Here is a 26,170-nt window from a genome sequence, read left to right as displayed (position 1 = left end):
GCGCAAATGCTGGGGCTGAAGCGGCGAAGCGATCCAGAACCTGCCCAGCCCCCTGGATTGCTTCGCTGCCTCGCGACGACGCGTTCAACAGAGTGGCTGTGGTTTTTTGCAACCGGATCATCTTTGGAGAGTGCGATGAAGCGCTTCAATCTTTCGGCCTGGGCCGTCAGCCATCCGACGCTGATCCTGTTCCTGATGCTCATACTCGGCGTCGCCGGATTCTTCTCCTATCAGAAGCTCGGTCGCGCCGAGGATCCGTTCTTCACGGTGAAGGTGGTCAACGTCTCCGTGCTGTGGCCGGGCGCGACAGCGCAGGAAATGCAGGCGCAGGTCGCCGATCCCATCGAGAAGAAGATCCAGGAGCTGCCCTACTTCGAGAAGGTGCAGACCTATTCCAAGCCCGGATTCACTGCGCTCCAGGTGACCTTCCGCGATTCCACGCCGCCGAAGGACGTGCCGTATCTCTTTTATCTGCTGCGCAAGAAGCTGGTCGACGTGCAGGGCCAGCTGCCCGCAGGGATTCTCGGGCCCGTCGTCAACGACGAATTCTCCGACGTCGATTCCATCCTCTACATGATGACGGGCGACGGCGCCGACTACGCCCAGCTCAAGAAGGTCTCGGAAGGTTTCCGTCAGCGCCTTCTGAAGGTGCCGGGCGTGACCAAGGTCGACGTTTACGGCAACCAGGATGAGCGCATCTTCGTCGAGTTCAGCCATGCCAAGCTCGCCACGCTCGGCATCACGCCGCAGGCGCTGTTCGATTCGCTCGCCAAGCAGAACAACGTGACGCCGGCCGGCACGGTCGAGACCTCGTCGCAGCGCGTGCCGCTGCGCGTCACCGGTGCGCTCGACGGCGCCAAGGCCGTCGCCGAAACCCCGGTCGAGAGCAACGGCCGCGTGTTCCGCCTCGGCGACATCGCCACCGTCACCCATGGCTATGTCGACCCGCCGAGCTTCATCGTGCGCCAGGAAGGCAAGGCCGCGATCGGCATCGGCGTCGTCACCGCCAAGGGCGCGAACATCCTCGATCTCGGCAAGGAGGTCGAGAAGGCGACGGCTGAATTCATGAAGGCGGTGCCGCAGGGCGTCGACGTCAAACTGATCGCCGACCAGCCCAAGGTGGTCGAGCACGCGGTCGGCGAGTTCGTACACTCTTTCATGGAAGCCCTCGTCATCGTGCTGTTCGTGTCGTTCCTGGCGCTTGGCTGGCGCACCGGCATCGTGGTCGCATTGTCGGTGCCCCTGGTGCTCGGCATCGTCTTCGTCGTCATGAACACGATGTCGCTCGACCTGCACCGCATCACGCTCGGTGCGCTGATCATCGCGCTCGGCCTGCTGGTGGATGACGCCATCATTGCCGTCGAGATGATGGTGGTGAAGATGGAGCAGGGCTGGGACCGCATGCGTGCGGCGTCCTTTGCCTGGGAATCCACTGCGTTTCCGATGCTCACGGGAACGCTGGTCACGGCCGCTGGCTTCCTCCCCATCGGCTTTGCCAATTCCGCGGTCGGCGAATATGCCGGCAGCATCTTCTGGATCGTGGCGATCGCGCTGGTCGCGTCCTGGTTCGTGGCGGTGATCTTCACGCCCTATATCGGCGTCATGCTGCTGCCCAACATCAAGGTGCACCACAATCACGATCCGCACGCGGTCTACGAGACCCGCATGTATCGGGGCCTGCGCGCCATCGTGCAGTGGTGCGTCGACCACCGCATCACCGTGGTGGTCGCGACCGTCGGCGTCTTCATCGCCTCGATCGTCGGTTTCGGCCACGTCCAGCAGCAGTTCTTCCCGCTGTCCGAGCGTCCCGAGCTGTTCCTCCAGCTTCGCCTGCCCGAGGGCACCGCCTTCAACGTCACCGAAAAGGCGGTGAAGAAGGCCGAGACCATGCTCAAGGACGACAAGGACATCGAGACCTACACGGCCTATGTCGGACAGGGCTCGCCGCGCTTCTGGCTCGGCCTCAATCCGCAGCTTCCGAACGAGGCTTTTGCCGAAATCGTCATCGTCGCGAAGGGCGTCGAGGCGCGCGAGCGCATCAAGGCCAAGCTTGAAAACGCCGTTGCCGACGGCGCGCTCAACGAGGCCCGCGTGCGCGTCGACCGCTTCAATTTCGGTCCCCCCGTTGGTTTTCCCGTGCAGTTTCGCGTCATCGGACCCGACGCCAACAAGGTGCGCGAGATCGCCTACCAGGTCCGCGACGTCATGCGGCAGAACAAGAGCGTCAAGGACGTCCAGCTCGACTGGAACGAGCAGTCGCCTTACCTCAAGCTTGTCGTCGACCAGGATCGCGCACGCGCCATGGGCCTGACCCCGCAGGACGTGTCGCAGGCGCTGTCGATGCTGATCTCGGGCTCGCAGGTGACGACCGTGCGCGACGGCATCGAAAAGGTCGGCGTGGTCGCGCGCGCCGTCTCGTCCGAGCGGCTCGACCTCGGCGCCGTCGGCGATCTCACCATCACCTCGCGCAACGGCGTGGCCGTGCCGCTGCAGCAGATCGCCAAGATCGAGTATGCGCACGAGGAACCGATCATGTGGCGGCGTAACCGCGACATGGCGATCACCGTGCGCTCCGACGTCGTCGACGGCGTGCAGGCGCCCGACGTCACCGGCCAGATCGCGCCGAAGCTGAAGGCGATCAAGGACAACCTGGAGCCGGCCTACCGCATCGAGGCGGGCGGCGCGTTCGAGGAATCCGCCAAGGGCAACGCCTCGATCTTCATTCTCTTCCCGCTGATGGTCATGGTGATGCTGACGCTGCTGATGTTCCAGCTGCAGAGCTTCTCGCGCCTGATCCTGGTGTTCCTGACCGCGCCGCTCGGCATTGTCGGCGCCTCGTTCGGGCTCAACATCGCCAACGCCCCGTTCGGCTTCGTGGCGCTGCTCGGCCTGATCGCGCTTGCCGGCATGATCATGCGCAACGCCGTGATCCTGGTGGATCAGATCGAGACCGACGTCTCGCACGGCCTGACCCGCCGCGAGGCGATCGTGGAGGCCACCGTCCGCCGCGCCCGTCCGGTGGTGCTGACGGCGCTTGCCGCCATCCTCGCCATGATCCCGCTGTCGCGCTCGGCGTTCTGGGGGCCGATGGCGATCACCATCATGGGTGGCTTGTTCGTCGCGACCTTCCTGACGCTGCTGTACCTGCCGGGCCTCTACGCCCTCTGGTTCCGCAAGAGCCTGGATGAGGCGGGCACGCCCGAGCAGCCTGCCGCGCCGCAGCATGGGAGCGATGACCAGAACGCAATTCCGCTTGCTGAGGCGGCTGAATAAGTGAAGATGAACTGCTGATTGACGAGTCTGACAGATGACACTGGTTTCGGAACATATCGAAGGCGACACCCGGGAACGCATTCTCGAGGTGGCCGAGAGGCTGTTCCGCCAGATCGGCTATCTCAAGACCACGGTCGGCGACATCGCCAAGGAGCTCAAGATGAGCCCCGCCAACGTCTATCGCTTCTTCGAATCGAAGAAGGCGATCCATCAGGCGGTGGCCCGTTCGCTAATGGGCGAGGTCGAGCTGGAAGCGCAGCGGATCGTGGCCAGGCCCGGTCCGGTACTGCCGCGATTCCGTGAGCTGCTCACCACCATCAATCGCATGAACACCGAGCGCTATGTCGGCGACAATAAGCTGCACGAGATGGTCGAGATCGCGATGCAGGAGGACTGGGACGTCTGCGTCAACCACATGGAGTGCATTGCCGGGGTCATCGGCCAGATGATCACGCAAGGCGTGGCTTCCGGCGAGTTCGAGGCGCCGGACCTGCAACTGGCTGCGCTGTGCGCCTGCACCGCGATGATGCGCTTTTTCCACCCCCAGATGATCGCCCAGTGCGCTACCAAGCCGGGCCCGACCATCGACCAGATGATCGATTTCGTCATCGCGGGATTGTCCCCGCGCCACTGACGCGGCGGCGGATTTCCTCCTATAAGCAGGCCGACCGCCACGGAATGACGGCTGATGGCGGGCAAGGACGGATCAACAAACTCCGTCATTGCGAGCTTTGCGAAGCAATCCAGACTGTCTCTGCGGAGGGATTTTGGATTGCTTCGCTGCGCTCGCAATGACGAGAAGGAAACAGCGCGTGACCGACAAAGACCTGCACTTCTACGAGCCCGCCAAGGGCCACGGCCTCAAGCACGATCCCTTCAACGCCATCGTCGCGCCGCGGCCGATCGGCTGGATTTCGTCGCGCGACACCAACGGCCACGTCAACCTCGCGCCCTACAGCTTCTTCAACGCGTTCTGCTACGTCCCCCCGATCATCGGCTTCTCCTCCACCAACTGGAAGGACACCGTCGAAAACATCCAGCAGACCGGCGAGTTCGTCTGGAACCTCGCCACTATGGACCTGGCCAGGCACATGAACGCGACTGCGGCGCATGTTGGCCCTGAGGTCGACGAGTTCAAAATTGCGGGCCTCACCGCCGTGCCCGGCAGGCTCGTCAACGTGCCGCGCGTCGGCGAGAGTCCCGTCGCCTTCGAATGCAAGGTGTCCGATATCGTCCGCCTCAAGGGCGCCGACGGCAAGGAAGCCAATGCCTGGCTGACGCTCGGCGAGGTCGTTGCCGTCCACATCGACAAGGCCATGATCAAGGACGGCGTCTACCAGACCGCCGCCGCCCGCCCGATCGTACGCGCCGGCCGCAGCGGGGATTATTTCGAAATCAAGCCGGAAAACATGTTCGAGATGGTGCGGCCGGATTAGACCGGCCGACCGCGAAGCCATCCCCTCCCGGAACTGCCACCACGCCTCGGCCGTTATGGCCCCTGGGCGGCTGCCCGGCCGCGTCAATTCGCGTCTTTCCGCAGGCGAAGTCTTCACCGCCGCCGGCCACTTTCCGCTAAAATGCCCGATCACCGCGCCGATGCATGAGGTCCGCCATGAGCTTCCGCCGCGACACCCTGACCAAGCCGATTTTCTCCTGGGCGCGCGGCGTGCTGCCGGCGATGTCGGACACCGAGCGCGAGGCGCTGGAGGCCGGCGACGTCTGGTGGGACGCCGATCTCTTCACCGGCAACCCCGATTGGTCGAAGCTGCTGAAGGTCCCGCAGGCAACGTTGACCGAAGAGGAGCGGGCCTTCCTCAACGGCCCCGTCGACGAGCTTTGCGCCATGCTCGACGAGTGGAAGATCTTTTGGGAATGGCGCGACCTGCCGCCCGATGTCTGGCACTTCGTCAAGCGCGAAAAATTCTTCGGCATGATCATTCCGAAGGAGTTCGGCGGCCTCGGCTTCTCGCCCTATGCGCATTCGGAAGTGGTGCGCAAGATATCGACCCGCTCGATCGCCGCCGCGGTGACGGTGATGGTGCCGAACTCGTTGGGCCCCGGCGAGCTCCTGATGCACTTCGGCACGAAGGAGCAGCAGCAGCGCTGGCTGCCGCGTCTTGCCGATGGCCGCGACATTCCCTGCTTCGGCCTCACCAGCCCCGAGGCCGGCTCTGATGCCGCCTCGATGGTCGACACCGGCATCATCTGCAAAGACACCTTCGAGGGCCAGGAGGTGCTGGGCCTGAAGCTCAACTGGCACAAGCGCTACATCACGCTCGGCCCCGTCGCGACGCTGCTTGGCCTCGCCTTCAAGGCCTATGATCCCGATCATCTCGTCGGCGACCAGGAAGAGCTCGGCATCAGCGTGGCGCTGATCCCGACCAATCTTCCCGGCGTCGAAATCGGCAAACGCCATTTGCCCTCGATGCAGGTCTTCCAGAACGGTCCGAACTGGGGCCGCGACGTTTTCATTCCGCTCGACTACGTCATCGGCGGCCAGGCGCGGCTGGGGCAGGGCTGGAAGATGCTGATGACGGCGCTCGCCGCCGGCCGCGGCATCTCGTTGCCGTCGCTCTCCGCCGCCGGCGCCGCCTATGCCGCCCGCACCACCGGCGCCTATGCCCGCATCCGCGAGCAGTTCGGCATCTCCATCTCCAAATTCGAGGGCGTCGAGGAGCCGCTCGCCCGCATTGTCGCCACTGCCTATCAGCTCGACGCGGCGCGACGGCTGACCTGCGCGGCACTGAATACCGGGATCCATCCCGCCGTCATCTCGGGCATCATGAAGCTGCACGCGACCGAGCGGATGCGCACCGCGGTCGACGACGCTATGGACATCCATGGCGGCAAGGCCGTGATCGACGGTCCGCAAAACTATCTCGGCAATCTCCACCGCGCCGTTCCGGTCGGCATCACCGTCGAGGGCGCCAATATCCTCACCCGCAATCTCATCGTGTTCGGACAGGGCGCCATCCGCGCCCATCCCTATCTGCTCGACGAGATGAATGCGCTTGCCGATGCCGATCGCGAGCGCGGGCTCACCGCCTTCGACAAGGTGTTCTGGAAACATGTCGGCCACAGCTTCGAGACACTCTTGCGCGCGTTCGGCCGGAGCTGGAGCTTTGGTGTCTTCGCGCTTGCACCCGATGCGGGTGACGCCAGACCATTCTATCGTCAGCTCTCGCGCTACTCGGCGGCTTTTGCCCTCTGCGCCGATATGGCGCTGTTGACGCTCGGCGGCGCGCTCAAGCGCAAAGAGATGCTATCGGCGCGCTTCGGCGACATCCTGTCCGAGCTGTATCTGCTCTCTGCCGCGCTGAAGCGCTGGCAGGACGAGGGCCGGCAGAAGGAGGATTTTGCCGCGCTCGAATGGTGCATGGCGACGGGCTTTCGGACCATCGAGAACCGGCTTGCCGAGATTCTCGCCAATCTGCCGAACCGCTTCGTCGCAGGCATCCTCAAATTCGTGGTCCAGCCCTTCGGCGCCCGCGTGCTGGGTCCCTCCGACCGGGTCGTGCATCAATGCGCGAGCCTCGTGCTGGAGCCGTCGGCCGCGCGCGACCGCCTCACGCCCGATCTCGCTTATGTCGACGACGATGGCGGCTTCGCCCGGCTGGAGCGCGCGTTCAACCTGATCGCAGGTACGGACGCCATCGCCAGGCGCATGCGCGCGGCTCATCTGAGCGACTGGAAGGATGCGGTGGCCAAGGGTGTGATCACGCAGGCGGAGGGCGAGCAGCTGGCCGCGGCCCGCGAAGCCGTTACAAAGGTGATCGAGGTCGACGATTTTGCGCCGGAGGCGCTGTCGCCGATTTACAAGAAAACCGGCGACGTGCATCAGTTCTTCCAGGAACTCGGTGAACAGAGGGCGGCGAGCTGATGGCACGACCGGTTTTCATCGTCGACGGCAGTCGGACGCCGTTTTTGAAGGCGCGTTCGGGGCCGGGGCCGTTCACGCCGGTCGATCTCGCCGTGCAATGCGGCCGGCCACTGCTGGCGCGTCAGCCGTTTTCGCCTGATACCTTCGACCAGGTCATCCTCGGCTGCGTCAACGTGATCGCGGACGAAATGAACCCGGCTCGCGTCGCCGCGCTCCGGCTCGGCATGGGCGAGGACATGGTCGCCTTCACCGTTCAGATCAATTGCGGATCCGGCATGCAGTCGATCGACACCGCGTACCGCTACATCCGCGAGGGCCATGCCGACATGATCCTGGCCGGCGGCACCGAGGCCTTGAGCCACGCGCCGCTGGTCTGGCCCAATTCCGGCGTGCGCTGGTTCGCCGGCCTCGCCACCGCCAAGGGCGTCGCCGCGAAGCTTGCCGCGGCCTTCAAGCTGCGGCCGCGCTATCTCAAACCGATCATCGGCCTCGAGCGCGGGCTGACCGATCCTATTACCGATCTCAACATGGGCCAGACGGCCGAAGTCGTCGGCCATCTCTTCGGCATCACCCGTGCGCAGTCCGATGCCTATGCCGCCGAGAGCCATCGCCGGCTCGCGCATGCGCAGGCGGAAGGTTTTCTCAAGGGCGAAGTCGAAACCGCGTTCTCCCGCGACGGAAAATTCTTCGACCATGATGATGGCGTGCGTCCGGACTCGACGGCCGAGAGGCTCGCAAAACTCCGGCCCGTGTTCGAGCGTCCCTGGGGCCAGGTCACCGCCGGCAATTCCTCGCAGATCACCGATGGCGCGTCCTGGGTGATCCTGGCGTCCGACGAAGCGGTCGCCAGGCACAAGCTGACGCCGAAGGCCGTCATCGTCGACAGCAACTGGGCCGCACTCGATCCAAGCATCATGGGTCTCGGTCCTGTGATGTCGGCGACGCCGCTACTGAAGCGCAATGATCTCACCATCCAGGACGTCGAGACCTGGGAGCTCAACGAGGCGTTCGCCACCCAAGTGCTCGGCTGCCTCGCCGCCTGGAATGACGACAAGTTCTGCCGCGAGATTTTGGGACTGGACGGCGCTGCCGGCGAGGTCGACCGCGACAAACTCAACGTCGATGGCGGCGCTATCTCGCTCGGGCATCCCGTCGGCACGTCCGGCAATCGCATCGTGCTGCATCTCGTCAATACCATGAAGCGGCTCGGCACGCGGCGCGGCGTTGCCACCGAGTGCATCGGCGGCGGGCTCGGCGGCGCCATGCTGATCGAGGCGGTATGACCATGGATTCCAGGATCATGACCGCGCTCGGCGACCGCGTGCTGGAGCTCGGGCCCAAGCCCGCCGCCGATCGTCCCTACAAGCACTTCAAGCTGACGCGCGACGCCGACGGTGTCGCCTGGCTGCTGTTTGACCGCACTGACGCCAGCGCCAACACGCTGTCCTCGGAGGTGATGGAGGAGTTCGACGCCGTGCTGGCGGCGATCGAGACCGAGCGCCCTGCCGGCCTCGTGATCCGCTCCGCAAAGCCGTCCGGCTTCATCGCGGGCGCCGACGTCAACGAATTTCGCGGCGCCAGTGATGCCGGGATGGTGGAGACGCGGATCCGCGCCGCCCATGCGGTGGTCGATCATCTTGAAGTGCTGAAGCTGCCGACGGTCGCGGTGATCCACGGCTTCTGCCTCGGCGGCGGGCTCGAAGTCGCGCTCGCCTGCCAATCGCGCATCGCCATCGACGGCGCGCGCTTCGGCTTCCCTGAGGTGATGCTGGGGCTACATCCCGGTCTCGGCGGCACCGCGCGTTTCACTGCGCTGGTCAATCCGACACAATCGATGGCCCTGATGCTGACCGGCCGCACCATCGATGCCCGCCGCGCCAGATCGCTCGGCCTCGTCGATACCGTGACGCAGGAGCGCCACGTTCGCAATGCCGTCAAGGATGCGCTGTTCGGCCGCCTCAAGCGGGCGCGGCCGGGTTTTCTGACGCGTGCGGCGAATTTCGGCCCGGTGCGCGGGCTGCTGGCCAAACGGATGCGATCGGAGGCGGCGAAGGCCGCGTCCCGCGAGCATTATCCGGCGCCCTATGCCTTGATCGATCTCTGGGAGACCCATGGCGGCAGCAAGGCCGCGATGCTCGGGGCAGAGCAGGCCTCGTTCGCCAAGCTGATGGTGACGCCGACCGCGCAGAACTTGATCCGCGTGTTCTTCCTGCGCGAGCAGATGAAGAAAGCGGCAGGCTCCGGCAACACGATCAGGCATGCCCACGTCATCGGCGCGGGCGCCATGGGCGGCGACATCGCGGCCTGGTGCGCGGGGCAGGGGGTGCGCGTCTCGCTCGCCGACATGAAGGCGGAGCCGATCGCGGGCGCAGTCAAGCGCGCCGCCGAGCTCTACGGCAAGATCATCCGCAAGCCGACCGAGGTGCGCGACGCGCTCGATCGCCTCATGCCTGACATGGATGGGGAGGGCGTCCGCAACGCCGATCTCATCATCGAGGCGGTCCCGGAGAAGCTCGAGCTCAAGCAGAAGGTCTATGCCGGCCTCGAGCCGCGAATGAAGCCGGGCGCGATCCTCGCGACCAACACGTCGAGCATTCCGCTGCAGGATTTGCGCACCACGCTGGCGCGGCCGGAGCGGCTGGTCGGCCTTCACTTCTTCAACCCGGTGTCGCGGTTGCAGCTGGTCGAAGTCGTCAGCCATGACGGTAACGATACGCAGGTGCTGAAGGAGGCACTCGCCTTCGTCGGCGCGATCGATCGGCTGCCGTTGCCGGTGAAGAGCTCGCCGGGCTTCCTCGTCAACCGCGCGCTGACGCCTTACATGCTGGAAGCGATGGTGATGCTGGACGAGAAGATCGACCAGCGCCTGATCGACGCCGCCGCGGAGCAGTTCGGCATGCCGATGGGGCCGATCGAACTGGCCGACCAGGTCGGGCTCGACATTTGTCTCGATGTCGGCGACATGCTGCGCGCCAAGTTCGGCGATCTGCTGCCGCCGACGCCGGCCTGGCTCCGCGAGAAGGTCGCCAAGGGCGAACTCGGCCGCAAGACCGGCAAGGGCTTTTACGTCTGGCGTGACGGCAAGGCCGAGAAGGCGCCGTTGCCCGAGACCGGTCCGCGCGTCACCGACCAGATGATCGACCGCCTGGTGCTGCCGATGTCCAACGTCTGCGTCGCGGCGCTTCGCGAGGGTATCGTGGATGATGCCGACATGGTCGACGGCGCCATGATCTTCGGCACCGGTTATGCACCGTTCCGTGGCGGCCCGTTGAATTATGCGCGCACGCGTGGCGTCGATCATGTCGTATCCACCTTGCGCGCGCTGGCCGGAAGATTCGGCGAGCGCCTTGCGCCGGATCCGGGCTGGGATACTTTCAAGTGAGCAGTTTCAGGTGAGCAAGATTCAAGTGAGCAATCTTCAAGCGGGAGCGGCATGAACGGGCAAGCCGATGCCGGGCCGGGCGGCGATCTCTGCATTCGCACGCTGGCGATGCCGGCCGACACCAACGCAAACGGCGACATCTTCGGCGGTTGGCTGCTCAGCCAGATGGATGTCGGCGGCGGCGTGTTTGCGTCAAAGGTCGCGAAGTCGCGCACCGTGACTGTCGCCATCGAGGCGATGAATTTCCGCAAGGCCGTCTATGTCGGCGATCTCGTTTCGGTCCACGCCCACCTCGTTCGCGTCGGGCGCACCTCCATCACCGTGCATCTGGAAGCATGGGCGCTGCGCCGCGGCGAGCAGCAACCGTTCCTCGTCACCGACGGCAACTTCACCTACGTCTCGATCGACGAGCACGGCCGCCCGCAGCCGGTTCGCCCGACCGACACCGCGATCGCGACGTAATCGCACGCGGCGTTGCGCCTCATCTGTCTGATGCGTGCGGCAACACCAAACGCGGCGCGACTGAGTCCCGCCGCCGCGGCTTTGCCAAGAACCAGTCATAAAACGGATGAGGTCCCGGCGTACTCCGTCGCGTGTCGATCCGGGGTGGAAACGGCGTCAAAATGCCCAGGAACCTTTGGGCAGAACTGCCGTTGTTTGCCCGCACTGAGGAATCCACGGACCATGCCGGACAGCTACATCATCGAAGTCGATTCGCAGACCGCAGGTATCGTCGTTCGTTCCCAGGGAGGCTACTGCTTTTTCGCCTCGTCCAGCCGCTTCAACCGTCTCGAAGGCCAGCTCTTCCGCAACGCCCGCGAAGCCGAGCGCGCCGCGCGCAAGCTGGTTAACGGTGATGTGAAGGAAGCGGCTTAGTCCTCCCGCGGGTCATTCCGGGCCGCGTGTGGCCCGAGAGGTGGGAATCTTTTGCCGCGAACTCTGCCTTCCCTTCTCGCCTTGTTGGAGAAGGTGGCGCGTAGCGCCGGATGAGGGGTCGTCTCCGCGAATTCCAATGCGAGAGGATTCGTTGTCGGACAGAAACCCCTCACCCGACTTCGCTTCGCGAAGCCACCCTCTCCCGCAACGGAGAGGGGAAGAGCCGTTGTTCACAACTTCGTCGCCGCCCGTGAGAGCAGCTTCCAGTCGTCGCCCTGCTTCTGCCAGTTCATCAGGATGTGAAGGTTGGTCGGCACTTTTTTCCCATCAGCCGCCATCTCTTGTTCCGCCACCCAGTGGAAGCGCACGATCGCGGCGGGGCCGACGACCTTGATGGTCGGGTCCTTGTACTCGATCGACAGGAATTTGGATTTGCCGTCGGTGGCGTTGGCGATGAAGGTCGCCTTGTCCTCGACCTTGCCGCTGGAATGGCTGTAGCTCACCTCTTCGGCGCAGAGTGCGCCGAGCGCCTTGGGATCGGCCGCGATCTGGGCGAGACGGAACGCCTCGACCTTCTTCGCCACGGCTTCCTCGTCGGCCGAGGCCGCCAGCACCGGTGTCGTGAGCGCTGAAACTGCAAGAGTGGAGACGGCAAGAGCTGGGACGGCAAGAGTCGAGAGAGCGAGATCGCGTCGGTTGATCGTCATCGTTTCCTCCTTTTTGGTCTTGCATGGAGTGTTGCAGTCGCACGCGACTTTGTCGAGGGTCGCGTATTGGTCATGCACGTGCGTCATTGCGCGATTGACGCTGTATTGATACGGCTTTCGTATTGATGCGTCATATATTCGGGAAAGTACGGACATGATCGAGGCTATCGGCAGGGCGTTGCTGTTCGACATCGACGGTACGCTCGCCAACACCGATCCGCTGCACTTGAAGGCGTTCAATCTGGTGCTCGGCCCTCGCGGCCACGTCTTCGATCACGCGCGCTTCTCCAGAGAGCTGCAAGGCTTCGCGAATGTATCGATCGGCGAGCGTTTTCTGCCCGACGAGGCGCCCGAACGGCGTGCCTTGATCCTCGATGAGAAGGAGGAAGTCTTCCGCACGCTTGTTGCCGGGCAGATCGAGCCGCTGCCGGGCCTGATGGCGCTGCTCGACAGGGCGGATGCGGCCGGTATTCCCATGGTTGCCGTGACCAATGCCCCGCGGCTCAATGCGGAGCTGCTGCTGTCCGGCCTCGGCATCACGCACCGCTTCAAGGCGCTCGTGATCGGTGCCGAGCTGTTGCACGGCAAGCCGCATCCGCTGCCTTATCAGGAAGGGTTGCGCTTTGCCGGCGCCAGCGCCATGGCCTCGATCGCGTTCGAGGACTCCCGCACCGGCGTGCAATCGGCCGCAGCGGCCGGCATTCCGACCATCGGTATCCGGACCAGCCTCAGCCATGCTGATCTCGTCGCCGCCGGGGCCATCGCCTCCGCCAGCGCCTTCGACGATCCGGAGCTGCTGGCGCGTCTCGCCGCCGCAATGGCGTGGTGAGGACCTTGGTCCGTTAACCGTGATCGGCGCGCGCATTGACCGAGCGCGCGAACCGCCGCACCATGCAGCTTCCTGACTTGAGGCCATCGCCGTGACCGGACTGACCCATCGCCAAGCCGAAATCCTCAACATCGCGCGAGCCTCGGGCCGCGTCATGGTCGAGGAGCTGGCGCGCCGGTTCGAGGTCTCGGCGCAGACCATCCGCAAGGATCTCAACGACCTCTGTGAGCGGCGCTCGCTGACCCGCATTCATGGCGGCGCCATCATCGCATCCGGCGTCGAAAACCTCGCCTACGAGGCGCGGCGCTTCGTCGCCGCCGACGAGAAGAAGGCGATTGGAGCCGCGGCCGCCTCGCTGATCCCGAACGGCTGCTCGCTCTTCATCAACATCGGCACCACGACCGAGGAGGTCGCGAGCGCGCTGACCTCGCACGAGGACCTCCTCGTTATCACCAACAATCTGAACGTCGCCATGCTGCTCTATCGTCATCCCCGCATCGAGGTGGTGGTCGCCGGCGGCACGGTGCGGCGCGCCGACGGCGCGGTGGTCGGCTCGACCGCGACGCAGCTGATCGGCCAGTTCAAGGTCGACTATGCCATCATCGGAGCGTCCGCGATCGACGAGGAGGGCGCGCTGCTCGACTTCGACTATCGCGAGGTGCAGGTGGCGCAGGCCATCATCGCCAACGCCCGCAGCGTCATGCTGGTCGCTGATTCCACCAAGCTCCGGCGCAGCGCGCCGGTCCGCATCGCGCATATCAGCCAGATCCAGACCTTCGTCACCGACCAGGAATTGCCAGAGCGCCTCGCCACCATCTGCCACGGCAAGGGCATCGAGGTGATGGCCGCGATGCCGAAGGGGGCGGACGTCGATGAGGCTCAGGCCGAGGCACAAGAAGCGCCCGAGGCCGCGCCGGTGGTGCGGCTGAGGTAGGACTATGGGTTGTCCCACGGGTTCAGCAGCGGCACGCCGAATACCGCAAAATCCTTCACATTGCGCGTGACGAGCATGAGGTTGTTTGCCAGCGCGGTCGCGGCAAAGAAGCCGTCCATGACAGACAATGCGAGACCGCTTCTGCGACTCTGAGCCATCAGGTCACCCCAGCGTTCCGCGACCGCGTGGTCGATCGGCAGTGTGCGCCCGGCAAAACGCTCCGGCAGATCGCGGGCAAGCCAGGCGGCCAGTGCTGCACGGCGACGGCCGTCCTCCACAACGCGATGCCGCGACGAAGCTCGGCGATCGATGCCGCGCTGATGAACGCACGATCCTCGTCGATCGTATCAAGCCATGACAAGACTTTCGGCGAAGGGGCGGGCCTCTGGACCTCCGACAACACGTTGGTGTCGAGCAGTAGATTCACGGCAGCTCGTCGTGCGGCGCGTCGTGAACGCGTTCAAGCTCGAGGTCGCCGCTGCGCAGCGGCGAAGCCAGCAGGAATTCGGCCAAGGTACCTTTGCGCGCCGTCTTGCGCGCCCATTCCTCGACGGAAACGATCACCGCGTTGGGCTTGCCGTGTCGGGTGATGATTTGCGGGCCGGCTTGGGCACGATCGATCACCTCGGAGAGCCGGGCCTTGGCGTTGGCAAGCGTCCACAAGTCCGTCGCTGGTGAATCTGGTGCAGTGTGTTCCGTCATGCAAACAACGACCAATATGACTATTCTTACTAATAAGGGTCATCGACGACTTTTCAAGAGCAATAATGCCGCTCAAATCCCTCCTGAACTGCCTATTTCGCCCCCCGTGTGCCCGCTTAAAAGTTCCGCTTTCACTTCGTTTCTCTCCTCTTTCATCTTGCTTTCGTTTTCTGGTGTGATCTAATCAAAAGCGAAAGTAACCGCTCGATTGAACGGGCGGTCGCCGGGGGATGCGTCTGTTGGATCGTATTTTCGACCTCGCCATTATCGGAGGCGGTGTTAACGGCTGCGGCATCGCGCGCGACGCGGTGGGCCGCGGCAACACGGTTTTCCTGTGCGAAATGAACGATCTGGCGAGCGGGACGTCGTCCTGGTCGACCAAGCTGGTGCATGGCGGCCTGCGCTATCTCGAATATTACGAGTTCCGGCTGGTTCGCGAGGCGCTGATCGAGCGCGAGATTCTCTGGGGCATCGCGCCGCACATCATTCGCCCCCTGCGTTTCGTTTTGCCGCACCATGCGGGCCTGCGGCCAGCCTGGCTGCTGCGCCTCGGCCTCTTTCTCTATGACCACATCGGTGGCCGTCATCTGTTGCCGGCGACGCGCTCGGTTGACCTCCGACGCGACGAGGTCGGCCGCCCGCTGATCCCGAACCGCTACGGCCGCGCGTTCGAATATTCCGACTGCTTCGTCGACGACGCCCGTCTCGTCGTGCTCAACGCACGCGATGCCGCCGACAAGGGCGCCGAGATCCGCACCCGCACTCGCGCGACGGATATCAAACAGTCAGACGGCATCTGGACCGTCAGCATGATCGACACGCTGACAGGCGCGCGCTCGTCGATCCAGGCCCGTGCGGTTGTCAATGCCGGCGGGCCCTGGGTCGAGGATGTGCTCGGCCGCGGCGCCGGCGTCAACGCGAAAGCCAAGGTGCGCCTGGTGCAGGGCTCGCACATCGTCGTGAAAAAACTCTACGACCACGACCGCGCCTACATGTTCCAGAATGCAGATGGCCGCATCATCTTCGTCATTCCCTATCAGGACGATTTTACGCTGATCGGCACCACCGACCGCGACTATGACGGCGATCCCGCCAAGGTGAAGGCGACGGCCGAAGAGATCCAGTATCTCTGCACGGCGGCGAGCGAATATCTGGCCAAGCCTGTCACGCCCGATGACGTGGTTTGGACCTACTCCGGCGTACGTCCGCTCTATGACGACGGGGCCAGCGAAGCCAAGGCCGCGACGCGCGACTATGTGTTCGAACTCGACACGCCCGGCGGCGTGCCGCTGCTGTCGATCTATGGCGGCAAGATCACGACCTATCGCCGTCTCGCCGAGGAGGCGCTGGAGCGGCTCGCGCCCTATCTTCGCAGTGCGAAAGCACGCGAAGGCTGGACCGGCAAATGGCCGCTGCCCGGCGGCGACATGGGCGTGTCCGATGTCGACGGCCTGATCGCCGAGCTTCAGCGCGGCTATCCTTTCCTCAGCCACGAGCATGCGCGGCGCCTGGCGCGCGCCTATGGCACGAGGGCGATCAAGCTGCTTGGGGATGCGAAATCGGCGGTCGATCTCGGCCAGGCCTTCGGTGCGACGCTGACCGAGCGCGAAGTCCGCTATCTCATCGCCAACGAATGGGCCGTCACCGCCGAAGATATCGTCTGGCGCCGTTCCAAGCTCGGCCTGCGACTAAGTGCCGACGAGATCGCGGCGCTGGACGACTGGATCAGGACCCACGCCGTGCAGCAAAGTCCCCTGCTGGAAGCCGGAGGACGCTCATGACGGTGACACTCGATCACGTGACCCGGACTGTCGACGGGGTCCCACACATCCGCGACGTCTCGCTGACGCTCGAGAGCGGCACGCTCAACGTGCTGCTCGGGCCGACGCTGTCGGGCAAGACCTCGATCATGCGGCTGCTCGCTGGCCTGGACAAACCGACATCGGGCAAGCTGCTGGTCAACGGCAAGGACGTCACCGGGGTCGACGTGCGCCAGCGCTCGGTCGCCATGGTCTATCAGCAGTTCATCAACTACCCCTCGCTGTCGGTCTACGAGAACATCGCTTCGCCTTTGCGCGTGCAGGGCAAGCCGCGCGCCGAAATCGAGGCGCGCGTTGCGGAAGCCGCCCGGCTGCTCCGGCTCGAGCCGTTCCTGAAGCGCACGCCGCTCCAGCTTTCCGGCGGCCAGCAGCAGCGAACTGCGATGGCGCGCGCGCTGGTGAAGGGCGCCGACCTCGTGCTGCTCGACGAGCCGCTCGCCAATCTCGACTACAAGCTGCGCGAGGAACTGCGCACCGAGCTGCCGCGCATCTTCGAGGCCTCCGGCGCGATCTTCGTCTATGCCACCACCGAGCCGACCGAGGCGCTGCTGCTCGGCGGCAACACGGTGTGCATGTGGCAGGGAGAGGCGCTCCAGATCGGCGAGACTCCAAAGGTCTACCGTCATCCGCAGACCTTGCGGGTCGCGCAGGTGTTCTCCGATCCGCCGCTGAATCTCGTCGGCATCGAGAAGAAGAACGGTTCCGTGCAATATGCGGGCGGCATTGCCGCGCCGGCGTCCGGTCTCTATTCCTCGCTCGCGGACGGCGCCTATCGCCTCGGATTTCGCGCCCATCAGCTCGCACTTGCCAATGGCGAGACTGACCGCCACGCCTTCCATGCCACGGTAACGGTGACCGAGATCACCGGTTCGGAGAGTTTCGTGCATCTGACCCGCGACGGATCGAACTGGGTGGCGGTGCTGCACGGCGTGCACGAATTCGAGCCCGGCCAGACGCTCGATGCCGTGCTCGATCCCAACGACGTGTTCGTTTTCGATGCTGCCGACCGGCTGGTCGCGGCACCCGGTCCCATAGCGTTTTCAAGCGAAGTGCCGAGCGGTTCGCGTGAAGAAAACGCGTCAAAGAAAAAAGCCTGAGGGGGATGCGACATGGCCCGCATTGACCTCGTCGATCTCGCCCACTCCTACGGCGGCAATGATGCCCCGCAGGACAGCTTTGCTCTCAAGCCTGTCACCATGACCTGGCGGCAGGGCGGCGCCTATGCGCTGCTCGGGCCGTCCGGCTGCGGCAAGACCACGCTGCTCAACGTCATCTCCGGCATCATCACGCCGTCGCGGGGGAAAATCCTGTTCGACGGCGAGGACATCACACCGCTGTCAACCCAGAAGCGCAACATCGCCCAGGTGTTCCAGTTTCCGGTGATCTACGACACCATGACGGTGGGGCAAAATTTGGCGTTCCCTCTGAAGAACCGCGGCGTGCCGAAGGCTGAGATCGACAAGCGGGTCGCCGAGATCGGCCGCTTGCTCGACCTCGAGCCCTATCTGAACCGCAAGGCGACGCGGCTCACGGCCGATGCCAAGCAGAAGATCTCGCTCGGCCGCGGCCTGGTACGCTCCGACGTTGCCGCCGTGCTGTTCGACGAGCCGCTCACCGTGATCGACCCCGAGCTGAAATGGCAGCTCCGCTCCAAGTTGAAGGCGCTGCATCGCGAGCTCGACCTGACGATGATCTACGTCACCCACGACCAGACCGAGGCGCTGACCTTCGCCGACACCGTGGTAGTCATGCATGACGGCCGCGTGGTGCAGAGCGGCACGCCGGCCGAGTTGTTCGACAAGCCGGCGCACACGTTCGTCGGCTATTTCATCGGCTCGCCCGGCATGAACATCCTGCCGGCCGAGGTGAGGGGCCGTGAGGCCAAGATCGGCGGTCATGTGATCGCGCTCAACCGCAGCTACGACAAGCTGCCTGCTGGCGCAAAGATCGAGATCGGCGTCCGTCCGGAATTCGTTGAGGCCGTCGCGCCGGCGCCCGGCCTGCTCAGTGCGAAGATCGAACGCGTCGACGACCTCGGCCGCATCCGCTTCGCGCGCGCGCGGCTCGGTGACGCCAAGCTCGCGGCGCGCGCGCCGGCCGGCTTCACCAGCCCGGACGGCACGGCCGGCCTGAAATTCGATCCGTCGCACGTCCACGTCTATGCCGACAGCCTTCTGGTGGAGGGAGCCGCCTGATGGACAAGACTATCAACCAAAAAGCCTGGTTCCTGGTGCTGCCGGTGTTCCTGGTCGTCGCCTTCTCGGCAGTGCTGCCGTTGATGACGGTGGTGAACTATTCGATGCAGGACACCTTCGGCAACAACCAGTTCTTCTGGAACGGTGTCGGCTGGTTCAAGGAATTGCTCGATCCTTCGACCGACCTCGGCGGCCGCTTCCTGGCTTCGCTCGGCCGCAATCTGTTCTTCTCGCTCGTGATCCTCGCGATCGAGGTGCCGCTCGGCATCGTCGTCGCGCTCTCGATGCCGCGCCAGGGCTGGACGGTTGCGGCCTGCCTCGTCATCCTCGCGCTGCCGCTGCTGATCCCGTGGAACGTGGTCGGCACGATCTGGCAGATCTTCGGCCGACCCGACATCGGCCTGCTCGGCTATGTCCTCAATGCCAGCGGCATCGACTACAATTACGTCTCCAACGACATCGACGCCTGGGTCACGGTCATCGTGATGGACGTCTGGCACTGGACCAGCCTGGTCGCGCTGCTGTGCTATGCCGGACTTAAGTCGATCCCGGAGGCTTATTACCAGGCGGCGCAGATCGATGGTGCCTCGCGCTGGGCGGTGTTCAAGGCGATCCAGCTGCCGAAGATGAACCGCGTGCTGCTGATCGCGGTGCTGCTGCGCTTCATGGACAGTTTCATGATCTACACCGAGCCGTTCGTGGTGACGGGTGGCGGCCCCGGCAACTCGACAACCTTCGTGTCGATCGAGTTGGTCAAGATCGCGCTCGGCCAGTTCGACCTCGGCAAGGCCGCCGCGCTGTCGCTGGTCTACAACCTCATCATCCTGATCGTCTGCTGGATCTTCTACACCGTCATGACCAATGCCGGCGCCGAGCGGAAGCCGCAGGAAGGAGCCGCGTGATGCATTCGATTCCCGGCCGTCGCCTCATTATGGCGCTGTTCTTGATCTTCCTGCTGTTGCCGATCTACTGGCTCGTCAACATGAGCTTCAAGACCAACGCCGAAATCGTCTCGACGATGACGCTGTGGCCGCACGCGCCGACGCTGCAGCACTACAAGCGCATCTTCACCGACGAGAGCTGGTATTCCGGCTATATCAACTCGCTGGAATATGTCGTCCTCAACACCATCATCTCGATTTCGGTGGCGCTGCCGGCGGCCTACGCGTTCTCGCGCTACCGTTTCCTCGGCGACAAGCATCTGTTCTTCTGGCTGCTCTCGAACCGCATGGCGCCGGCCGCGGTCTATGCCCTGCCGTTCTTCAATCTCTATTCGGCGATCGGGCTGTTCGATACGCCCTGGGCGGTCGCGCTCGCGCACTGCATCTTCAACGTCCCGCTGGCGGTGTGGATCCTGGAAGGCTTCGTCTCGGGCGTGCCGCGCGAGATCGACGAGACCGCCTTCCTCGACGGCTATTCCTTCCCGCGCTTCTTCATCAAGATCCTGGTGCCGCTGATTGCGAGCGGCATCGGCGTCGCCGCCTTCTTCTGCTTCATGTTCTCCTGGGTCGAGCTGCTGCTCGCGCGCACGCTGACCTCGGTCTCGGCCAAGCCGATCGCGGCGATCATGACGCGCACGGTGTCGGCTGCGGGCATGGACTGGGGCCTGCTGGCGGCAGCCGGCGTGCTGACGATCATCCCGGGCGCACTCGTGATCTGGTTCGTCCGCAATTATATCGCGAGCGGTTTCGCGCTCGGTCGGGTCTAGGGAGGCATCAATGGAATGGATTGCATGGATGGCCTGGACGCCGCCGACGGCGATCTTTTTTGTCGCGCTCGCCTGCACGCTGGCTGTGATGACCTGGCTCGGGGTGGCTTATCCCGAAGCCGAGCGCGTCGGCGTGCTGCGCATCCCGACCACGCGCGGCGACCGCCTGTTCATCTCCCTGATCACGGCGGCGGTCATCCACTTGCTGTGGATCGCCTTCGCCGGCACCGACCCCCTCGCCACGCTGCCGATCGGCGAGGACGGAGTTGAAATTTCGCGCCTTTGGATCGCATCAGGAATTTCGCTGGCCACGGCCGTACTCATTTTCCGCACGGTCTAGCCCGCGAAGGAACGGCCAGATCCGGGACCAACCCGGGCCTGTAAAAAGTTTGTCGCTGCAACGGAGGAATAACATGCGGCAGTTTAGGAGAAGGGAACGTCCATTGACCAAGAATAGCTTTCTGACGATGTCCAGCGTCGCCGCCATCGTCGCGGTGTCGCTGGCCGTCTCGGCGCCGGTGCGCGCCGCCGACGACGCCGCGATCCAGAAGTGGATCGCGGAATTCCAGCCCTCGACGCTGTCGAAGGAAGACCAGAAGAAGGAGCTGGAGTGGTTCGCCAAGGCCGCCGAGCCCTTCAAGGGAATGGAGATCAACGTGGTCTCCGAAACCATCACGACCCACGAATATGAGTCGCAGACGCTGGCCAAGGCGTTCTCCGAGCTCACCGGCATCAAGCTCAAGCACGACATCATCCAGGAAGGTGACGTCGTCGAGAAGCTGCAGACCCAGATGCAGTCCGGCAAGAACGTGTACGACGGCTGGATCAACGATTCCGATCTGATCGGCACCCACTTCCGCTACGGCCAGACCATCGCGCTGTCGGACTATATGACCGGCGAGGGCAAGGACGTCACCGACCCCATGCTCGACGTCAACGACTTCATCGGCAAGTTGTTCGGCACGGCGCCGGACGGCAAGCTCTATCAGCTGCCCGACCAGCAGTTCGCGAACCTTTACTGGTTCCGCTACGACTGGTTCACCAACGCCGACTACAAGGCCAAGTTCAAGGCCAAGTATGGCTACGAGCTCGGCGTGCCCGTGAACTGGTCAGCCTACGAAGACATCGCCGAGTTCTTCACCAACGACATCAAGGAGATCAACGGCGTCAAGGTCTATGGCCATATGGACTATGGCAAGAAGGACCCCTCGCTCGGCTGGCGTTTCACCGACGCCTGGCTGTCGATGGCCGGTAACGGCGACAAGGGCATCCCGAACGGTCTGCCGGTCGACGAATGGGGCATCCGCATGGAAGGCTGCCGTCCGGTCGGCTCCTCGGTCGAGCGTGGCGGCGACACCAACGGTCCGGCCGCGGTCTACTCGATCACCAAGTACCTCGAGTGGATGAAGAAGTATGCTCCGCCGCAGGCCCAGGGCATGACCTTCTCCGAGTCGGGTCCGGTGCCGGCGCAGGGCAACATCGCCCAGCAGATGTTCTGGTACACCGCCTTCACCGCCGACATGGTGAAGCCGGGCATCGCCGTGATGAACGCGGACGGTACGCCGAAGTGGCGTATGGCTCCGTCGCCGCACGGTTCGTACTGGAAGGAAGGCATGAAGCTCGGCTACCAGGATGCGGGTTCGGCGACGCTGCTGAAATCGACTCCCCCGGATCGCCGCAAGGCGGCCTGGCTCTATCTCCAGTTCATCGTCTCCAAGACGGTGTCGCTGAAGAAGAGCCATGTCGGTCTCACGTTCATCCGTGAATCCGACATCTGGGACAAGTCGTTCACCGAGCGTGCGCCGAAGCTCGGCGGCCTGATCGAGTTCTACCGCTCGCCCGCGCGCGTGCAGTGGACCCCGACCGGCAACAACGTGCCCGACTATCCGAAGCTGGCGCAGCTGTGGTGGCAGAACATCGGCGATGCGTCGTCCGGTGCCAAGACGCCGCAGGCCGCGATGGACTCGCTTGCCGCGGCCCAGGACTCCGTCATGGAGCGTCTGGAGAAGTCGGGCGTGCAGGGCGCCTGCGGTCCGAAGTTGCACAAGAAGGAGTCGGCCGAGTTCTGGTTCGCCAAGGCCCAGAAGGACGGCACGATTGCCCCGCAGCGCAAGCTCGCCAACGAGAAGCCGAAGGGTGAGACGGTCGACTACGACACTCTGATCAAGTCGTGGCCGGCACAGCCCCCGAAGCGCGCTTCGCTGCAGTAAGGCACATCAGCATAACGACGAAAGGCCGGGAGCAATCCCGGCCTTTTTTCTTTGTGGCACACACTTTCAACATTCTCGGTGTCATCGTCCGCGAAGGCGGACGATCCAGTATTCCAGAGACGGGCGTGGTCGAACCCGGAAGCCACAGATTACTGGATGCCCCGCCTTCGCGGGGCATGACAGCGCATGCGTGGAGAAGAGGCTATTCCGCGGGTTCAGCGGCCAGCGTCGGGTAATCCGTGTATCCCTTCGCGCCGCCGCCGTAGAACGTGTTCTTGTCCCAGTCGTTCAGCGCCGCGCCCTGCTTCAGCCGCTCGACCAGATCGGGATTGGAGATGAACGGCTTGCCGAAGGCGATGAGATCGGCCGCGTTCGCCTCGAGCACCTTGGCAGCGAGCTCGAAATCATAGCCGTTGTTGGCGATGTAGGCGCCGGGGAAGCGCTTGCGCAGGCCCGCATAGTCGAACGGCGCGATGTCGCGCGGACCGCCGGTGGCGCCTTCGACGACGTGGAGATAGACGAGCTTCAGCGCGGCGAGGCCGTCGACGATATGGTCGTAGAGGGCCTGCGGGTTCGAATCCGAGATGTCGTTGGCCGGCGTCACCGGCGAGATGCGGATGCCGGTGCGATCGGCGCCAGCTTCCGCTACGACGGCCCTGGAGATTTCCAGCATCAGCCGCGCGCGGTTTTCAATGGAGCCGCCATAGGCGTCGGTACGCTTGTTGGTGCCGTCCTTGGCGAATTGTTCGAGCAGATAGCCGTTGGCGCCGTGGATCTCGACGCCATCGAAGCCGGCTTCGAGCGCATTCTTCGTGGCGCGCCTGAAATCGTCGATGATCCCTGGAATTTCGGAGAGTTCGAGCGCACGGGGCTCGGAGACGTCGGCGAAAGTGCCGTTGACGAAGGTCTTGCCCTTGGCGCGGATCGCGCTCGGCGCCACCGGCGCTGCGCCATTGGCCTGAAGGTCCACATGCGAGATGCGGCCGACATGCCAGAGCTGGATGAAGACTTTGCCGCCGCGCTGATGCACCTGATCGGTGACCTTGCGCCAGCCGGCGACCTGGTCCTTTGAGTAGATGCCGGGGGTGTCCTGGTAGCCTTGGCCCTGCTGTGAGACCTGGCTCGCTTCGGTAATCAGAAGCCCCGCCGAGGCACGCTGGGCGTAATAGTCAGCGGCGAGCGCGCCCGGTACGAAGGTGCCGGGAACGGCGCGGTTGCGCGTCAGCGGCGCCATCACGAAACGGTTCGCCAGCGTGATCGGGCCGAGCTTGTAGGTCTCAAACAATTTGGTCGAACGGCTCATGAGAATGCTTCCAGGCGGTGAGAGATCCGGAACACTTGTGCATTGCGGCAATCAGCGCAAGGGAGGAGCCATACAGAAACTGCAGGCGAGATGCGCAGCCGAGCCGCGCAGCATAGAGCATGTGCAATTTCAGCCGCAGCAGCAGATTCGATCTCCCGCCGCGGCCGTCTGAATAATCGCCTTTCAGTTCGCGCCGAGGAAATCGCGCTTGCCGATCTCGACGCCGGCGTGGCGCAGAAGGCCGTGGGCGGTTGCGGCGTGGAAATAGAAGTTCGGCAGCGAGAACGCGCTCAGGAATTGCTGGCCCTTCATGGTGATGGACTTGTCGGGGCCGGCCGGGAAGGTGACGTCCTTGGTGTCGGCGCCCTCGAACTGCTCGGGCTTGAACGATTTCACGTAGTCGATGGTCTTCGCCAGGCGCTGCTTCAACTCCGCAAAGCTGGTCTCGGTGTCCGGTGTGGAGGGCACGTCGCTATGGGTCAGCCGGGCGCAACCTTTGGCTGCGAAATCGCTGACCAGCTGGATCTGCTTCGAGAGCGGCAGCATGTCCGGAAACAGGCGGGAGCCGAGCAGGACGGCGGGATCGACCTTCTTGGCCGCACAATGCGCCTCGGCTTTCGTGAGCAGGCCAGTCAGGCTGTTCAGCATTTGCAAATAGGCGGGAACGACGGCGTCGTGGAAAGACATGTGATGCTCGCTCTTGTGGTGGGAAATCTCAGGAGAAACCTGAGCTACTCACATGGGAACGTCATGGAAAAATACAATCGCCGGAGGGGCTTGTGCAGTGCGAAAATTCTACCGAGCGGGCTTGTGGTGCTATCGGCGTCATACTCTCGTGTCATCGCCCGGTTGACCGGGCGATCCAGTACTCCGAGGCAGCTGTGATTGAATCGATAGGCCGCAGCGTACTGGATGCCCCGCTTTCGCGGGGCATGACAGCGATCCTGGTGCTTACCGGATCGTCCCCACTGGCTGCGCCTGTGCCGTGCCCCCGCGCATGCGAGCGAGCAGTTCGGCCGTAGGCCAGGAATCGGCCGGCAGACCGTATTTGATCTGCATCGCCTTCACCGCGGCGCGGCTTTGCTGGCCCAGCACGCCGTCGACCTTGCCGACATTGAAGCCGGCCTGGACCAGAAGCTGCTGCAATTGCTTGAGCTCGTTGAACGGCAGCTGCGCGACCGGCGTGGACGGCTTTCGCATCGGAGCCGCGCCCGCGATGCGGGTGGCGAGATAGCCCGCGGTAGTCGAATAGATCAGCGAGTTATTCCACTCGGTGTAGGCCGCGAAATTCGGGTACGCCATGAAGGCCGGACCGAAGCGTCCCATCGGCAGCAGCACGGAGGCCGCGAGATTGTCGTTCGGCAGCGGCCGGCCGTCGGGATAGGTAACCCCGAGCTGCGCCCATTTTGAGCGCGGCAGCTGCACCGTGAGGTCGGTCTGATCCCACGGCAGGTTCTGCGGCACCTTGATCTCCTCCAGCCACGGCTCGCCGCGCCGCCACTTCAAGCCGTTGGCGATGTAGTTCGCGGTCGAGCCGATCACGTCGTCCTCGCTGCGGAGGAGATCGCGTCGGCCGTCGCCGTCATAGTCGACGGCATAGTTGACGTAATGCACGGGCAGGAACTGGGTCTGACCGAGCTCGCCGGCCCAGGAGCCGACCATCTCGTCCGGATGCAGGTCGCCCCGCTCGATGATCTTCAGCGCGGCGATGGTCTCGTTCACGAACATCTCCGAGCGGCGGCAATCATAGGCCAGCGACACCAGCGATTTCAGTGTCGGCAGATTACCCATGTTGACGCCGAAATCGCTCTCCAGTCCCCAGAACGCGGCGATCACTGCCGGCGGCACACCGTATTCCTTTTCCGCGCGCGCGAACGCGGCCGCATGTTGCTTGATATGCTGCTGGCCGTTCTGCATGCGATAGGGCGCGGCCATGCGGCCGGCAAATTCGGTGAAGAGCTGGCCGAACACGCGCTGGCCGCGGTCGCGATTGACGATGCCCTGGTCGTAGACGAGGTAAGGCGAGGCCGCCGCGATCGTCCGCTGCGACACGCCGGCGGCAACGGCCTGCTGTTTCACGTCGACCAGGAAGCGATCGAAGTTCGCCCCGTTATGGCACGACGCCGCGCGCGGCGAGGGCCCAGTGGCCCTGGGAGCCGCGGGCTTTGCCGGCGGCGGCGCGAACTGGGCAGAGGCGGGAAGGGCGAGCGTGAGCAGGGCGGCGGCCGCGATCGCAAATCGGGTCTGGAGCATGAGGTTTCCGCAAGGGGAGGAGACGCTTGGATTCTCGGCCAAGCTTAATGGAACGATTGACCTCAAACCAGTGCCGCGGCTCCGCGACGCACCTTGAA

General features: G+C 64.2%; 22 protein-coding genes and 1 pseudogene. 17 read left to right on the top strand and 6 right to left on the bottom strand.

The genetic code is table 11. From position 1 onward, the window contains the following. Nucleotides 1-135: 135 nt before the first annotated feature. From BcanWU425_RS30340 to BcanWU425_RS30305, 8 genes are all read left to right on the top strand, one after another. A complete protein-coding gene (locus BcanWU425_RS30340) occupies nucleotides 136-3,273 on the top strand; it encodes an efflux RND transporter permease subunit (protein ID WP_204513810.1) in 3,138 nt (1,045 codons plus the stop codon). 34 nt (nucleotides 3,274-3,307) lie between these two features. Next, nucleotides 3,308-3,907, top strand: a complete 600-nt coding sequence (locus BcanWU425_RS30335; RefSeq protein WP_018454995.1) for a TetR/AcrR family transcriptional regulator — start codon at nucleotides 3,308-3,310, stop codon at nucleotides 3,905-3,907. A gap of 178 nt (nucleotides 3,908-4,085) precedes the next feature. Next, nucleotides 4,086-4,709 carry a flavin reductase family protein gene (locus BcanWU425_RS30330; RefSeq protein ID WP_204513811.1) on the top strand — a complete coding sequence of 208 codons (624 nt, stop codon included), beginning with the start codon at nucleotides 4,086-4,088 and terminating at the stop codon, nucleotides 4,707-4,709. 176 nt (nucleotides 4,710-4,885) lie between these two features. Then, nucleotides 4,886-7,153 carry an acyl-CoA dehydrogenase gene (locus tag BcanWU425_RS30325; RefSeq protein WP_204513812.1) on the top strand — a complete coding sequence of 756 codons (2,268 nt, stop codon included), beginning with the start codon at nucleotides 4,886-4,888 and terminating at the stop codon, nucleotides 7,151-7,153. Continuing rightward, nucleotides 7,153-8,436 (top strand): acetyl-CoA C-acetyltransferase, encoded by a 1,284-nt coding sequence (locus BcanWU425_RS30320; RefSeq protein WP_018454992.1) that lies wholly within the window; start codon nucleotides 7,153-7,155, stop codon nucleotides 8,434-8,436. The genes BcanWU425_RS30325 and BcanWU425_RS30320 overlap by 1 nt, the downstream gene beginning before the upstream one ends. Before the next feature lie 2 nt (nucleotides 8,437-8,438). Continuing rightward, on the top strand, nucleotides 8,439-10,535 hold the full coding sequence (locus tag BcanWU425_RS30315; protein WP_204513813.1) for a 3-hydroxyacyl-CoA dehydrogenase NAD-binding domain-containing protein: 2,097 nt from the start codon (nucleotides 8,439-8,441) through the stop codon (nucleotides 10,533-10,535). A gap of 51 nt (nucleotides 10,536-10,586) precedes the next feature. Continuing rightward, the gene (locus BcanWU425_RS30310) at nucleotides 10,587-10,997 is read left to right on the top strand and encodes an acyl-CoA thioesterase (RefSeq protein ID WP_085361302.1); all 411 of its coding nucleotides are present in this window, start codon (nucleotides 10,587-10,589) and stop codon (nucleotides 10,995-10,997) included. A 222-nt stretch (nucleotides 10,998-11,219) separates the two neighbouring features. Further along, entirely contained in the window at nucleotides 11,220-11,411 is a 192-nt protein-coding gene (locus tag BcanWU425_RS30305; RefSeq protein WP_018454989.1) for a hypothetical protein, read from the top strand. 230 nt (nucleotides 11,412-11,641) lie between these two features. Here BcanWU425_RS30305 and BcanWU425_RS30300 read toward each other — a convergent pair whose 3' ends face one another. Next, entirely contained in the window at nucleotides 11,642-12,118 is a 477-nt protein-coding gene (locus BcanWU425_RS30300; protein ID WP_026232853.1) for a nuclear transport factor 2 family protein, read from the bottom strand. Nucleotides 12,119-12,272: 154 nt separating this feature from the next. Between BcanWU425_RS30300 and BcanWU425_RS30295 the strand changes: the two genes are divergently transcribed. Together BcanWU425_RS30295 and BcanWU425_RS30290 are read left to right on the top strand one after the other, a co-directional pair. Continuing rightward, nucleotides 12,273-12,947 (top strand): HAD family hydrolase, encoded by a 675-nt coding sequence (locus BcanWU425_RS30295; RefSeq protein WP_018454987.1) that lies wholly within the window; start codon nucleotides 12,273-12,275, stop codon nucleotides 12,945-12,947. Nucleotides 12,948-13,038: 91 nt separating this feature from the next. Continuing rightward, on the top strand, nucleotides 13,039-13,881 hold the full coding sequence (locus BcanWU425_RS30290; RefSeq protein WP_018454986.1) for a DeoR/GlpR family DNA-binding transcription regulator: 843 nt from the start codon (nucleotides 13,039-13,041) through the stop codon (nucleotides 13,879-13,881). 2 nt (nucleotides 13,882-13,883) lie between these two features. On the opposite strand, the pseudogene BcanWU425_RS30285 reads toward BcanWU425_RS30290, so the two are convergent. Together BcanWU425_RS30285 and BcanWU425_RS30280 are read right to left on the bottom strand one after the other, a co-directional pair. Beyond that, nucleotides 13,884-14,308, bottom strand: a pseudogene (locus BcanWU425_RS30285) (type II toxin-antitoxin system VapC family toxin). Then, nucleotides 14,305-14,583, bottom strand: coding sequence for a type II toxin-antitoxin system Phd/YefM family antitoxin (locus BcanWU425_RS30280; RefSeq protein WP_204513814.1), 279 nt, complete (start codon nucleotides 14,581-14,583; stop codon nucleotides 14,305-14,307). Before BcanWU425_RS30280 ends, BcanWU425_RS30285 begins: the two are co-directional and overlap by 4 nt. Before the next feature lie 230 nt (nucleotides 14,584-14,813). Here BcanWU425_RS30280 and glpD point away from each other — a divergent pair, with 230 nt between their 5' ends. The 7 genes from glpD (at nucleotide 14,814) to BcanWU425_RS30245 (ending at nucleotide 22,516) form a co-directional block, all read left to right on the top strand. Then, nucleotides 14,814-16,364, top strand: a complete 1,551-nt coding sequence (glpD, locus tag BcanWU425_RS30275) for a glycerol-3-phosphate dehydrogenase (protein WP_085361305.1) — start codon at nucleotides 14,814-14,816, stop codon at nucleotides 16,362-16,364. Beyond that, the gene (locus BcanWU425_RS30270) at nucleotides 16,361-17,500 is read left to right on the top strand and encodes an ABC transporter ATP-binding protein (protein WP_204513815.1); all 1,140 of its coding nucleotides are present in this window, start codon (nucleotides 16,361-16,363) and stop codon (nucleotides 17,498-17,500) included. Before glpD ends, BcanWU425_RS30270 begins: the two co-directional genes overlap by 4 nt. Before the next feature lie 12 nt (nucleotides 17,501-17,512). Further along, on the top strand, nucleotides 17,513-18,598 hold the full coding sequence (locus tag BcanWU425_RS30265) for an ABC transporter ATP-binding protein (protein WP_018454981.1): 1,086 nt from the start codon (nucleotides 17,513-17,515) through the stop codon (nucleotides 18,596-18,598). Continuing rightward, nucleotides 18,598-19,500 (top strand): carbohydrate ABC transporter permease, encoded by a 903-nt coding sequence (locus BcanWU425_RS30260; protein WP_204513816.1) that lies wholly within the window; start codon nucleotides 18,598-18,600, stop codon nucleotides 19,498-19,500. The genes BcanWU425_RS30265 and BcanWU425_RS30260 overlap by 1 nt, the downstream gene beginning before the upstream one ends. Further along, complete coding sequence (locus BcanWU425_RS30255; protein ID WP_018454979.1) at nucleotides 19,500-20,306, top strand: carbohydrate ABC transporter permease; 807 nt, start codon at nucleotides 19,500-19,502, stop codon at nucleotides 20,304-20,306. Before BcanWU425_RS30260 ends, BcanWU425_RS30255 begins: the two co-directional genes overlap by 1 nt. 10 nt (nucleotides 20,307-20,316) lie before the next feature. Continuing rightward, nucleotides 20,317-20,646 (top strand): DUF2160 domain-containing protein, encoded by a 330-nt coding sequence (locus tag BcanWU425_RS30250; RefSeq protein ID WP_018454978.1) that lies wholly within the window; start codon nucleotides 20,317-20,319, stop codon nucleotides 20,644-20,646. Nucleotides 20,647-20,773: 127 nt separating this feature from the next. After that, the gene (locus BcanWU425_RS30245) at nucleotides 20,774-22,516 is read left to right on the top strand and encodes an ABC transporter substrate-binding protein (protein ID WP_204514103.1); all 1,743 of its coding nucleotides are present in this window, start codon (nucleotides 20,774-20,776) and stop codon (nucleotides 22,514-22,516) included. A gap of 202 nt (nucleotides 22,517-22,718) precedes the next feature. Here the strand turns inward: BcanWU425_RS30245 and BcanWU425_RS30240 are convergent, their stop codons facing one another. From BcanWU425_RS30240 to BcanWU425_RS30230, 3 genes are all read right to left on the bottom strand, one after another. After that, a complete protein-coding gene (locus BcanWU425_RS30240; protein WP_085361306.1) occupies nucleotides 22,719-23,819 on the bottom strand; it encodes an alkene reductase in 1,101 nt (366 codons plus the stop codon). Nucleotides 23,820-24,002: 183 nt separating this feature from the next. Beyond that, nucleotides 24,003-24,506, bottom strand: a complete 504-nt coding sequence (locus tag BcanWU425_RS30235; RefSeq protein ID WP_204513817.1) for a DUF1993 domain-containing protein — start codon at nucleotides 24,504-24,506, stop codon at nucleotides 24,003-24,005. 264 nt (nucleotides 24,507-24,770) lie between these two features. After that, on the bottom strand, nucleotides 24,771-26,072 hold the full coding sequence (locus BcanWU425_RS30230; protein ID WP_204513818.1) for a lytic murein transglycosylase: 1,302 nt from the start codon (nucleotides 26,070-26,072) through the stop codon (nucleotides 24,771-24,773). Between the last annotated feature and the right edge of the window lie 98 nt (nucleotides 26,073-26,170).

The sequence above is a fragment of the Bradyrhizobium sp. WU425 genome (genome assembly GCF_021052305.1).
Classification (GTDB): domain Bacteria; phylum Pseudomonadota; class Alphaproteobacteria; order Rhizobiales; family Xanthobacteraceae; genus Bradyrhizobium; species Bradyrhizobium canariense_D.
This window is presented reverse-complemented; position numbering and strand designations above follow the sequence as displayed.